Origin of the sequence: Paenibacillus sp. FSL H8-0457 (genome assembly GCF_038051935.1) — a bacterium.
Lineage (GTDB): Bacteria > Bacillota > Bacilli > Paenibacillales > Paenibacillaceae > Paenibacillus_AQ > Paenibacillus_AQ lautus_A.
In genome coordinates this window covers 1,343,235-1,356,046 of record NZ_CP150293.1, presented here as the reverse complement: position 1 = coordinate 1,356,046, position 12,812 = coordinate 1,343,235, and the positions used below count along the sequence as shown (strand labels likewise).

Annotated in this window: 11 protein-coding genes; 3 read left to right on the top strand and 8 right to left on the bottom strand. The window is 52.6% G+C overall.

Features of this window, described 5'->3' with window-relative positions:
- Positions 1 to 43 precede the first annotated feature (43 nt).
- The gene (locus tag MHI43_RS05830) at positions 44 to 409 is read right to left on the bottom strand and encodes an MmcQ/YjbR family DNA-binding protein (RefSeq protein ID WP_012819297.1); all 366 of its coding nucleotides are present in this window, start codon (positions 407 to 409) and stop codon (positions 44 to 46) included.
- Positions 410 to 557: 148 nt separating this feature from the next.
- Between MHI43_RS05830 and MHI43_RS05825 the strand changes: the two genes are divergently transcribed.
- Entirely contained in the window at positions 558 to 950 is a 393-nt protein-coding gene (locus MHI43_RS05825; protein ID WP_012819296.1) for a hypothetical protein, read from the top strand.
- Between the two features lie 81 nt (positions 951 to 1,031).
- Entirely contained in the window at positions 1,032 to 1,787 is a 756-nt protein-coding gene (locus MHI43_RS05820; protein ID WP_036662211.1) for a YheC/YheD family protein, read from the top strand.
- Positions 1,788 to 1,900: 113 nt separating this feature from the next.
- Here the strand turns inward: MHI43_RS05820 and MHI43_RS05815 are convergent, their stop codons facing one another.
- The 6 genes from MHI43_RS05815 to MHI43_RS05790 all read right to left on the bottom strand — a co-directional run bounded on the left by MHI43_RS05815 (position 1,901) and on the right by MHI43_RS05790 (position 7,394).
- Positions 1,901 to 2,287, bottom strand: a complete 387-nt coding sequence (locus MHI43_RS05815) for a RidA family protein (RefSeq protein WP_012819294.1) — start codon at positions 2,285 to 2,287, stop codon at positions 1,901 to 1,903.
- An 82-nt stretch (positions 2,288 to 2,369) separates the two neighbouring features.
- Positions 2,370 to 3,884, bottom strand: a complete 1,515-nt coding sequence (nhaC, locus tag MHI43_RS05810) for a Na+/H+ antiporter NhaC (RefSeq protein ID WP_036662210.1) — start codon at positions 3,882 to 3,884, stop codon at positions 2,370 to 2,372.
- 148 nt (positions 3,885 to 4,032) lie between these two features.
- Positions 4,033 to 5,205, bottom strand: coding sequence for a MalY/PatB family protein (locus MHI43_RS05805; protein ID WP_051425331.1), 1,173 nt, complete (start codon positions 5,203 to 5,205; stop codon positions 4,033 to 4,035).
- Between the two features lie 57 nt (positions 5,206 to 5,262).
- Entirely contained in the window at positions 5,263 to 5,934 is a 672-nt protein-coding gene (locus tag MHI43_RS05800; protein WP_012819291.1) for a PAS domain-containing protein, read from the bottom strand.
- Positions 5,935 to 6,288: 354 nt separating this feature from the next.
- The gene (locus MHI43_RS05795; RefSeq protein WP_036662208.1) at positions 6,289 to 6,798 is read right to left on the bottom strand and encodes a CYTH domain-containing protein; all 510 of its coding nucleotides are present in this window, start codon (positions 6,796 to 6,798) and stop codon (positions 6,289 to 6,291) included.
- A gap of 131 nt (positions 6,799 to 6,929) precedes the next feature.
- Positions 6,930 to 7,394 (bottom strand): DinB family protein, encoded by a 465-nt coding sequence (locus MHI43_RS05790; protein ID WP_012819289.1) that lies wholly within the window; start codon positions 7,392 to 7,394, stop codon positions 6,930 to 6,932.
- Between the two features lie 134 nt (positions 7,395 to 7,528).
- On the opposite strand from MHI43_RS05790, the gene MHI43_RS05785 reads away from it, so the two are divergent.
- Entirely contained in the window at positions 7,529 to 8,503 is a 975-nt protein-coding gene (locus MHI43_RS05785; protein ID WP_036662206.1) for an aldo/keto reductase, read from the top strand.
- An 85-nt stretch (positions 8,504 to 8,588) separates the two neighbouring features.
- Here the strand turns inward: MHI43_RS05785 and MHI43_RS05780 are convergent, their stop codons facing one another.
- Complete coding sequence (locus MHI43_RS05780) at positions 8,589 to 12,647, bottom strand: tail fiber protein (RefSeq protein WP_036662205.1); 4,059 nt, start codon at positions 12,645 to 12,647, stop codon at positions 8,589 to 8,591.
- Between the last annotated feature and the right edge of the window lie 165 nt (positions 12,648 to 12,812).

Sequence of the window (12,812 nt, the reverse complement as noted above, 5' to 3'; positions counted from 1 at the left end):
AGCCACCACGCTGCCATAGGGCGATTATGTTTTGGAGCAGCCTTCATACCAGTCGCTGGGAGATGGCAACACGCTGCGCTTTCGGCAAACTCTTCAGCACCAAATCGTAGGAATGGTCGATCATATCGTGCAGGTCTGCTTCCGTTAGGGAGCCATCGACGGTCACCGTGTTCCAGTGCTTCTTATTGAGATGGTATCCGGGCTGCACGGCGTCATGCTGCTCGCGCAAATTCTCCGCGATGACCGGATCGCATTTCAGGGAAATATGGCTGACCTTCTCCCCTGCCGTGGTGGTAATCAGGGCAAACATTTTGCCGCCGACCTTCATGACGATCGGAAGCGGTCCGAACGGATAATCCTCGGCTGCGGCTTTCTTCGAAAGACAATAAGCAATGAGTGGGCTTCGCACCTGGAAATTCTCTCCTTCAAGATCAGATCTATTTGATTATAGTAGATGATGTTTCCCTGTTCAATTCCGTTTGATATGTTGTTCATGCTCCGTTCATACAACTCTTGTATATTGGGACTGATTCAAGATGCAAGGGGGGAATTTATCCATGTTGAAATACAGCAAATGGCTGATGCGCATCGCGGCCATTTATATGCTCATCGGCGCATTGATCGGAGCGGACATGGCAGGCAGAAGCAGCTACAGCATGGTTGCAGGCCACGCCCATATCCTGGTGGTAGGCTGGCTGACCTTGTTTGCCTATGGCATGTTCTACTACGTCTTTCGGGACAAGCTCAGCATGAAAAGAACCGCCGCGATGCACTTCTGGACGAGTTTGCTCGGGGGCGGGATCATGCCGCTGGGCATGCTGATGTATTACCAAATGCAGAATACGGCAACCCTGCTGGCCTTTATCATTCCAGCGTCGATTTTGCTAGTTGCAGCAGTTTTATTTATCACCTTATTGTTTTTCGATAAAAAATTGTTTTCGAGCACATAGCTTGGCTCAAGGCCATCGTGGAGGCTTGCTCTACTTTATCGGCATATGCTGAACAAAAAAAGAGAGGTGAGCCTCTTAACTATGAGCTATAAAAGCAGTACCATCAAAAGCAAGTGGAAGAAAACGAAATGGTTGAACGAAGATGCTTACTTCAGGCAGTACGTGCCCCACACGCTGCCGTTCAGCAAAAAAAACCTGAATGCTATGCTGGCGGACTACACCACGGTTTTCTTCAAACCTACGGATGGCTCTGGCGGCAATAACATTATCCGGATCCGCAAAACCGGCGGAGGCTACCAAAGCCAGCTGAACACGACGAAAACGTCGTACTCGAGCTCATCTCAGCTGTACCGCGACCTGAATCGCTTTGCAGGGAGCAGACCTTATCTGCTGCAAAAAGGAATTCGCTTGGCCAAAAGCAATGGCAAGCCTTTCGATATCCGGGTGATGGTCCAGAAAACCCGAGAGGGCGCCTGGGTCGGCACCGCCCTGTTCACGAAGGTCGGCAACCCGAGCAAAGTTGCCACCAATTATAATCAAGGCGGCTCCATCGGCACGTTCAAGAAAACGATGAGCGGCGCCAATTTCGACTCGGCCTTCATCCAGCAGCTCGAGTCTGAACTCAAGGGACTCGGCGTTGCCGTAGGCAAAAACTTTGACCGCCATTATAAAGGATTCAAGGAACTTGGCCTGGACGTGGCTGTCGATTCCAAAGGCAGACCGTGGATTCTCGAGGTCAACACCAGACCGCAAATTTATCCGCTCAAAAATCTAAAGGACCGCAGCCTCTACCATAGAGTGCTGTCTTACGGTAAGCATTATGGGCGTACGAAATAAACGAGGATACTTCAGCCGCTTAAACCAAACGGCCGGGCATCATGCCCGGCCGTTTTTGGCTGTAATCTCATTTTAAAAACTTATTATCAAGATACCTGGAAGAGCGCTTATTATTACGGCTTGCTGGCTACCACTTCAATCTCAACCAAGCCATCCTTCGGCAATCGGGCTACCTCTACGGCGCTCCGTGCCGGATACGGTTCTGCAAAGAAAGAAGCGTACACCTCGTTGACCGCTTGGAAATCGTTCATGTCCTTCAGGAACACGGTCGTCTTGACGATGTGCTCCATGCCGAAGCCGGCAGCCTCCAGGATCGCTTTCACGTTGAGCAGGGAGCGCTTCGCCTGCTCTTCTACCGTCGGCGCGAAATGCCCCGACGCATCCATGCCGAGCTGGCCGGAGGTAAACAGCAGATTTCCGTATTGCACGGCTTGGGAATAAGGACCGATTGCTCCTGGAGCCTGCTGGGTTGCGATGGTTTTTCTTTCTTGTTGCGTCATGGTGTTCTCTCCTCTGTAGCGCATAGTATTACGCATTTATATTTATGGTTGGTTACCATCTTCCAAAACATCATCATCTGTATTAATGGGCCGATGCAGCTTCTGCAGCGTCTTTTCGGCTTCCGTGATGCGGATCATCGTATTCCTTCAGCATTTCCTTTTGCTGCTCAGGCGTAAGTTTGGCAATGCCGAACCCGGTAAAGCCCCAAATCGTTGCAAAAATAATGCCTGTCCAGCACAGCACCGCCCAAGGCAAATAGGATAGCGTTGCTACGCCAAGCGTTCCGGCCATATAAGCACCGGCTGCCGTCCATGGCAGAATCGGTTCGGTAATGGCGGCGGAATCCTCCACCGTCCGTCCCAGATTCTTCGGATGCAGACCGCGGCGGATGTAAGCCTCGCGGAGCATCTCGCCCGGCATCAGGATGGAGACTTGTCCGTTGCTGGTTACGCCGATCATGGTTAGCCCCGTTGCAATCGTCGCCAGGATCAAAGAGCCTGTGGAACGCACATGCTTCAAGAGCCTGTCCACGATCAGCTCCAGCGACTTGGTCAGCGATATCGTGCCGGCGAATGTGATTGCGCTGAAACAGATAAGCAAGGTTCCCATCATGGAACTCATGCCGCCCCGATTAATAAGGCGAGGTATGTCCGCAATGACGGTATTCGGATCAAATCCGCTGACATGAACCATCGCGATATCGAATCCGCTGACAACCGAGGTTACCACGTCATGCAGCGTGAAGCCGTGAAAGATCATGCCGTTCGCCATCGCCACGATCGACGACAGCAGCATGACGGGAATCGTAGGTTTCTTGGTGATCGAGCCGTACAGCACAATCAGCACAGGCAGGATCAGGAGCAGGTTCCAGTCGTATATCGTTGCCAAGGTGTTCATGATGTCGGTTACCTTCTCGGGAACTCCTGTACTGGACACATGCGTGTTCAAACCCGTGACCACGTAGACGATCCCCGCCACGAAGAAGGACGGCAGCGTCGTGTACAGCAAATGGCCGATATGCTCATACAGGTTAACGCCGGTCGACAAGGCCGCGATGTTGGTTGTATCCGAAAGCGGCGAAAGCTTGTCCCCGAAGTAAGCCCCTGCTACAACCGCGCCGGCCACAGCCGCGAGATTGGCGTCCATTCCGGCGCCAACGCCCATGAAGGCGACCCCGATCGTACCCGCGGATCCCCAGGAAGTGCCCGTACATACGGAGACCACGGACGTAACGAGAAAAGCGGTGATCAGCAAAAACTGCGGATCGATGATTTTCAGGCCGTAGTAAATCATCATCGGGATGGTTCCGCCGACCATCCACGCGCCGATCATAAATCCGACCACAATCAGGATGAGGATGGCGGGCATGGTTTTCGCTATTTTCTGCGAAATGGATTCCAATATATCGTTGTAGCTGTATCCCAGCTTAATCGCGATCAAACCTGCGACGATGGCGGATACAATAATCAGCGGCTCGGGCGGCAGCTCGAACAATACGTAACCAAGGCACAGCAAGATTACCATGGTGAAAATCGGAAGCAGCGCCAGAAACATGGTCGGCTGCTTAATCATTCGTTCCTCTGTTGGCTTAGCCATTATGAATTCCCCCTGGATGTAAATAAGAAAACGTCTATCGACGTAACCTTCTGTAGAAGACATACCGCATATAGCGGAAGTTTTTCCTGCGTGATAAGGTTGGTAAGCCTTTGAAGTTTATTCCTTCTGATCTCTTAGACTTTGATTGTTAACGCTGCAGCGGATAAGCCGCGGCAAGCCGCTTCAGGCCTTCCTGCAACACAGGGCGCGGCGCAGCCACGTTGACCCTGATATAGCCTTCACCGCCGGGACCGAAGGATGAGCCGAAGCTGACGCTGACGCGCGCCTTTTCCTGGATCCACTCCACCAGATCCTTTTCATGACAGCTCACTGCCTTACAGTCGATCCATAGCAGGTACGTCCCTTCAGGATCGATGACGTTCAGCTCAGGCATATAATCGGCAATGAAGCTTTGAGCATAAGCAATATTGTCTTTGATATAAGCGCGCAGCGCCGTCAGCCATTCATCGCACGAAGTATACGCAATTTCCAGCGCGGGCACGGCGAAGAATGTGGGATTATGAATCCCCGCCTGCAGCAAACCTTGTTGAAACTGCTCCCGCAGCGCAGCATTGGGAATGATGATGTTGGCGATTTCGAGACTCGCCAGGTTAAAGGTTTTGCCCGGCGACGTGCAGATTATGGAACGGTTCGCAACCTCTTCGGACAGCTTGGCGATGACGGTATGCTCGTGACCTTCATGAATGAAATCGGCATGGATGTCATCGGACACAATCAGTGCGTCATACCGAATGCAAAGCTCCGCCATGCGTTCAAGCTCCTCCCTCGTCCATACGCGGCCCACCGGATTGTGGGGGGATATGAGCAGGACCATCTTGATCCCTTCCTGCATCCGTCGTTCCATATCGTCAAAATCGATCTCGTATCGCCCGTCCGCAAGCACAAGCGGACTTTCAACCAATATCCGGCCGTTTAGCGTAACCGCTTTCGCAACAGGCTGATAAACAGGCGTGTGGACAAGAATCCTGTCGCCGGCTTCCGTGAATTTCTGAATAATGACCGAAACAGCCTGCACAATGCGCGGACAAAATACGATCCATTCGGGCTCGACCTGCCAGTCGTAGGCCTTATCGAGCCAGGCACGGACCGCTTCGAAGTAAGGCGGAAACGGATCGGTATATCCGTAAATGCCGTGACGTGCAGCCTCTGCTACCTTATCCACCACCATGGGCGGTGCCGGCAGATCCATATCCGCTACGGAGAGAGCGATCGTGTCGTTCCCCATGCTCTGCGCCATGCCGTCCCATTTGGCGCTGTTCGTTCCAAACCGGCTGACGACCTTGTCAAAGTTATATGTCATGATGTCACCTTCCATTGTCTCAGGATGCAATGCATGTTTAACAGGATAAACGGCCGCTTATTTCAGCTTCTGTAAATAACGATACACGGTAGGCTCCGATATGGATAAAGCAGCGGCAACCTTGGAAACCCCGCCCTTCAGCAGGAATACGCCCTGCTCGTTCAATTCCTTCACAATCTCGATCTTCTCGTTCGAAGATAAACGGTCCGCCGGAATGCTGATTTTGCCTAGGACGGTCTGGATGATGTGCTGAAGCAAATCGTCCACGTTCCCCTGCAGGTATTCGGTAGAAGGCTTGTCGTCCTTGGGCGCATCCAGGGCGGCCGGCGGCGTAAGCGAACCTCCCCGCAAAATGCTGTTGATCCAATCAGCCGCAACCTCCATATGCGTGATGTCGATGTTCAAGCACATAAGTCCGACCAGCTCGCCGCTTCCGTTCTTAATAAAGTACGTAGACGATCGGAAGGTTTGCCCCCGAGCGCCGGAAGCTTTGTAGTTCGCGATGAACTGCTCTTCGCGGTAGGCCTCCGCCTTCAAAATCTTCAACACGAGGTCGGTGGAGGCATCGCCGACCCGGCGTCCGCTAATATGGCCGTTCTCGATAAAGATGATAGAGCGTTCCGGATCGCTGATATCGTGCACGACCACCTCGCATTGAGGTCCGATGATCGCCGCGATAAAAGAAGCGATCGGAAAATAGCTTTCAAGCAGCTGCTGGTTTTCATTCATAAAGAGCCTCTCCCTTCTCTGATACGCCATCATTTTTATGGATATCGTCCATTGAAGAATAATAATTAATTATCATGATAATATTATATTATAATAATAAACCGTTTACAATATTCTTGTCAAAAAAAGTCGATGACTGTCCGAATGCTCGAATAAGCAGGCATCCGGCGAAGGTGTATCTCGATAGCTGCGGGCTCTGTTTGCTGCATGCCATAGAAAAAGGCTCTTGCGAACCTGCCGCAAGAGCCTTTGTTCTAACCGTATGGTGAGGGCGTTGTTCGTCGCATCTGAACTGACCGCGCTTGTCCCAAGCGCCTGCCGCCCTATTCGAGCCTTATTCGAGCCTTATTCCGCTCAGGCTTCCCTGCCTGCTTGAAGCTGCAGATCCCGCCATACCTTCTTGTTGCTGTATTGTTTGTCCGTGCTGATATCTTGTCCGAACCAAGCCGGCGGCACAAAGCCGTCAGCGGCTTCCAGCGAAGGAAATTCGACTTCCAGCACAAGCAAGCTTATCTGCGCATAATCGTCGATTTCGATGAGCGTGCTGCCCCATCGGGCAGTTTCCCGTCTCTTGGTCAACGGAATTGCCCCATGCGCCTTGACTATCTGATCGTAGAGACCTTTGGAAATCGCATATTCAACTTCTTCCCGGGCAATTCCCCACCCTTTTTTGAACGTATGGGTGAATTCGAGCAGACCCGATGTCAGATCCGTTATTTTGCGGACCCGCAGCTCCTGGTCCCCATCCAATGCCAAATACGTCTGCTCGATGAACTGCTCCTTCTCGACCACGATGATTCCTTCCTGAATCAACTCATCAGGGTAAGCCTCCAGCAGGTATTTGCGTTCGATTTCAATCGCCATGAGTGTGATGTCCTCCATTCGTCATTCCCATTCTGCTGATTCCATTATAAGGACCCGCTGCCCCAGCGACAAATAAAAAAACGATAGAAGGTATACGCTGGGACATACTTCTATCGCTTCGAGTTCAAGCATTACTTTATCAATTTTTTATAAGCCTTGATCACCTGCGTGTGCATGCCTTCGTGGTACAAGCTGAACGTAAGAAACTCGCCGACGGTTTGGAACGTCACGGGACCGATCGTCAGCGGGTGGGCAGAGGCCTGGTCCAGGCGATTCGAGAAGGTTTCGCGGATTCGGGCGGTTTGCTCCTGCAAAAGCTCTGCCAGCTCGGACAGCGCAGGCGGCTTCGACGTCCAATCGGCCGGCTTGGTTCCGGTTGCAAACCATGCTTCGAATCCTTCCGGAAGACGCGGCTGCTCGCCCGCGGTCGCAAAAGCGAACTGCTCGGTTACGGTGTAGATGTGCCCGAGATTCCAGCGAATGCTATTCGCGAATCCTTCCGGGATGATATCCGCTTCCTGTTCCGTTACGTGTTCCACCGATTTCAAGGTTGCTCCTCTGGCAAAATCCAATTGGTTGAAAATCGCTTCATTCATATCATAATCCCCCTTCCAATTCGTACGTAACTATCCTATCGTACTATTTTGCCTATCGCAACTTTCCATTTGAAGCGCCTCTTGGATCATGTTTATACTATAGGAAATCTATACATAAAGGAGTGGGATCAAGCATGAATTATCGCCGTCTTGGCAGCAGCGGCCTCAAGGTTTCAGAGCTGGGGCTCGGCACGAACGCTTTTGGCAAAAGAGCCGATCAAGAAACATCCACCCGGATCCTGGATCACGCGCTGGACCGTGGCATCAATTTCATCGATACCGCCAATATTTACGCCGGATCGGAATCCGAGCGCATCATCGGTGAGGCGCTGGCGGGCAAACGTCATAACGTCGTATTAGCCACGAAAGCCGGACTCGTGAACGGCCAAGGACCGAACGAACGGGGCTCCTCCCGCTATCATCTGCAGCAAGAGCTGGAGAACAGCTTGAAGCGGCTGAAGACCGACTATGTAGACCTATATCAGATCCATACGTTTGATCCGGACACTCCCCTTGAGGAGACCCTGCGCACGCTGGACGACATGGTAACATTGGGCAAGGTCAGATATATCGGCGCCTCCAACTATGCCGCTTGGGAAATCATGAAGGCGCTCGGAATCAGCGAATTGCGCGGATATGCCCGTTATGTATCGACCCAAACGAGTTATTCCCTGGCAGACCGTACGCCGGAGCTGGAGCTTGTCCCCCTCTGTCTCGATCAGGGCGTTGGCATCATTCCGTATTTCCCGCTGGCCGGCGGCATTCTCACCGGCAAATACGGTCAGGGCGCAAGCAAGCCTGCCGGCTCCCGCGCGGAAACGGACCCGAACTTCAATCGCTTCCTCGAAGAGCACAATTTGAAGCTCGGTCAACAAGTCAGCCAGCTCGCAGCAGAGCACGGCCATTCTCCCAGCGCACTGTCCATTGCCTGGCTGATGGACCGCCCTGCCGTCTCGACCGTCATCGTCGGGGCTACGAAGACCGAACAGCTGGACGATAACCTGAAAAGCCTCGAGATTAAGCTGGACGAGTCCCTGCGTTCGAGCCTGGATGAAATCAGCGACGGCTTTGTTCATGCCAAGCCGTTTGCGACGTATCGGCTGGGGTAAGCTGCGATGTTCCGCTAATACAAAGAGCTGCTCCGGGACCAACGGTCCTTCGGTGCAGCTCTTTTTCTTCTATACTCGAAAACCACTATTTAGACGGCATATCTCCGATCATCCCCGAGGCTGATAGCATCCGTAGAAGAATCGTTGCCGTTTCCGCCCTGGTCATATCACTCCGAGGTCTCAGCTTGGTATCGTAACCGCTCATGAGTCCGCCGTGAACCACTTCGGCTGCAGCCGCCTTCGCCCAGCTTGCCAATTCGGCACGGTCTTGGAAAGCAGCCAGCACAGCCTCCGAATCCATGGCCTCTACCATTGGGGAAACCTCAGCGAACTTTAACGCTCTTGCGAAAATAACCATCGCCTCCTGTCTGGAGATCAAGCCATTCGGCAAAAAGGTCCCGTCGGCATAACCGTGTATGAGTCCGCTTCCGCTTGCCGCCGATACGGCCCCCACATACCAATCCCGGGAAGTTACATCTTGAAACGTGCTTGTATTGCTTTGCTCCGTTAAACCGAGCGAGCGTACCATCATGGTGACGAATTCCGCACGGGTTACCGGTTCATTCGGATGGAATCCGGCGGCGCCTCTGCCGCCAACGAGAAGGCGTGACGCCATCTCGTTCACCGCCGCCTCGGCCCAATGGCCTTTCATATCCGATAATTCTTCGTCGTGGCTGATTAAAGCATACGTCCCGCTGTATAAACCTTTTATTATGGCGTAAGTACGGCCTTCCCTCGTAACCAGCCGGGTTGGTGCGTGATGAACCTTCCCTTGATCATCCAGCAGGACGGCCGTTGTCACGATGGCAGCTGACCCCTCTGCCACGGGAACTTCCAGCTCCACATAAGAGGAATAGGTATTTCCGCTCAGCCGTTTTCCTTGATCATAGGCTGCGACGCTAACGTCTATGGAGCCATAATGTTCACCAAAATACTTCCCGTTCCCGACCTGCTTCAGCTTTGCGCTGATCGCGGCGTTGCCATCGGCTAGCCCAAGTTGAATCGTGCCTTCCTTCGTTCCGGCAAGACTGCCGATCTGTTCGGAAATGGCTTGAACCGGAATACGGACGCTGCCTGCCAAGGTCTCGAATGCAATCATCGCTCCGCTTGCTTCAAGCGCTTTGGCTGACTTGCCATCCAGAACCACCACGGCTTGATCAAGCCCCTCCGTGGCGCGCAGCCGGACGATCGGTCGGCTGTTCTTCTCCTGTGCCAGCAGCGATTGGAGCCTGTCTCCGTTCATCTTGACGGTCAGCACGGTCTGTCCATTCTCTTTCGTTATCTCCGATAATATCAAGCCGGTCTGCAATACATCATTGAAATACGACGTGACGTGGCTGCTGCCTGTCGGGCTCTTCCCTGAGCCTGCCCCTTGACCTGCTTGAGAACTCCCGCTTACGGCAGGTCCTTGACCTTCCGAAGATCCTGATCCGCCCCCCGGCGTCCCCGGATTGGAAGGATTTCCGGGTTCAGGTTCAGGTTCAGGAGAAGCGGCTGCCTCTCTGGTCACATCCACCGTGTAAGTTTTCGCAGCTCCGTTCTGAGCCGTAACCATAAGATGAATGGTGTTGCTTCCTACCGCTAGGCTGATCGAATCTGATGCCTGTCCGGCGGAGACAGCCTTACCGTTTATCGTCACCGTTGCCTGAGGATCGGAAACGCTCGGCGTTATGCGGATCTCCGTTATACGGTTTCCAACATGGCTAATGTAGCTGGTGACAGCAGGGTTGAATGCCGGAGCAAGCGTTCCATGCGATAATGCTAATCCGCTTAAATCCGCATCGCCCGGAACGGGTATCTCGGCACCGGCCGGTCTTGCGCTCACCTCTTCCGAAAATGCGCTGGAACCCCCGACGTTACCGGCTTTCACCGCAAAATAATAAGTCGTTCCGTTCAGTAAATTCCCTGCCGAATACGTCGAACCCGTAACCGTTGCGATCGGTGAGCTCCCGTATACGCCGGACTCCGTCCCGGAATAAATATCGTAATAAGTCGCACCCGTGACGGTGGACCACAGTAAGGTCACCTCACCATCTCCTGCAGTAGCCGTCAAATTTGCAGGTGCTAACGGTGCTGCGACAGGCCCAGCCTCCGTTGTAAAGTTCCAATCTCCAGGGCCCTTCATGCCTGCATAGAGGTTGCCTGCTGTATCCTGAAATGCGCCATCCTCTATTTGGATGTAATAACGCGTAAGATACGACAGCTGTCGCGTCAGACTTACCGCAACCTTCTCGTCGATCACGCTGACGCGGGAGCTATCGGTTACGTCGATCGACTCGATCTTTTGATGGTCCGCCGCTCTCATAATCGATATGTATTTGCCGCTGCTTGCGGTTACGGGTTCATCGAACGTGAATTCAAGTTTCGTCCCGATCGGCACGTCATCCGCCAGATGCAGAGGAGCCCGATCGACCACGACAGGCGCATCCGCATCATTCCATTTGGCATACAGCGTCAGGTTAGCCAGAATGGGTGTCTTAAAATCAAATGGAAGCTGAAAGATTCGATCCATATACCACCCTCCGAAGGCATAACCGGGTTTTACCGGATCAACGGGCTTCGTTGCTGTTGTATGATAAGGGACGACCTCATCTGCCACGGGAGAACCCCCGTTGCTGTCGAACGTCACGGTTTTAGGGAAATAGATCGAGAATTGAACCTCAGACTTATTCCCTGCACGGTCGGTTACGACGAGATCGAATTCCCCTTCCGTGTTAACCCTGTCTCCGCTTTGAAACGCTTGCTGATTGAGCGTTGCGCTCCCTTCATTGAAGAAGATTTGCAGCTCCCGATCGTATTGGCCTCCATCTGCCACGCCTGAAACCAGAGGCGCGGTTTGGTCGATCTCAAAATCGGCCTTGACCGTTTTTCCGCGAGGCGACTCGACGACCAGTCTATACTGGCCATCCTTGCGGATGGTCGTACCGCTGGCAAAGGGCTGCCCGTCCAGCGTTCCCGTGCCATGGGTATAAACAGGCGTCACTTCGTGATTATAAATTCCTCCATCGGTTACACCACTTATCCGGGGTTCAGGCTCTGCCACGTGGATGGTAACGCTGGTTACGCTGCCGCTCTTGTTATTATTGCTAGCGATATATGTAAAAGAATCTGTGCCAACAAAATCGGCATCCGGCGTATAGGTAAAGGAGCCATTCTTATGAAATGTTATCTTTCCATGAGCAGGCAGATCCACGATGTTGGCGATCATGACATCGGAATCATTTTTCAGAACACCCGGTGCAGGAACGCTTAATACGGTGGACTCCGCCGTCGTGTATTGATCCGGCACGCTAACGGGCTGAACCTGCTGCAAGACAGGAACGATTCCCGTTTGGAATACATAATACGTTGTCAGCGGATCGACTCCAAGATCGGGAATCGCAAACGTTTGATCCGGCGATCCCCCGAAAGCGTTGCCGATTAAGCCGTACAGCGCCATGTTCGAGGCAACATTCAGCAGTTTACCGTCCGCCTTAAAGGAAGCGAGGGCAGGGATATCCAGAGGAAACTGACGTGTCTCGCCCATGTATACGGCACCAGCCGTACTGGGTTGGATCCCGGACTTGGCGGCGAAATACCGGATCTTGGGCTGCACAGGGTCAATCTCCGGCAATTTAAAGCTGCCCTGCCAGTCTTGGCCGAATGCAGTGCCGTAGATGCCGTACAGAGGGTCAGAATTGCTTAAAGCGGTCCCGTCAGCCGCGACCCAGTTATCATTCATCTCCATATAGTAGGGAAAGAGCCGAAGCTCTCCCAGCATCGTATTGGAGGTCAATCCACTGCCTCTCGGAAATAATCCCTCAGCCGCGATATAGTATCCCATGCCCGGTACCGGTTCTTCCTCCCGTAAATCAGGCAATGCAAACGTCCTTGTGCCATCCCCGCCAAAGTTGCTGCCCAGTAGAGTAAACAAAGGCGAATTTTCCTGATTTATCGTTAACACCTGCCCTGCACAGTATATCCACCCTTCGGGACCATCCCGGTAAGGAAATAGACGGATCTCCCCCAGATATTGAGCGTCTGGAAGATTAGCCTTAACCGTCTTCGGAGATGCGAACACACCCAGTACAACCTCCAAACCTATTAGAATGGACAACATCACCTTCAACCATTTCGCGGATGCCATCTGCCTTCGTTTTTGCATATTGCAACTTCTCCCCCTAATGCATTTATCCTATTATAATACTAATCAATATTATAATATTACTAGAGAGTATTAAAGGACAATCGGTATTTTTCAAGCATCTAAACATCCGCCAAGCTGAGTGAAGAAAACTTCCTGATCAGGAGTATGCAAAAAAAGATGGCC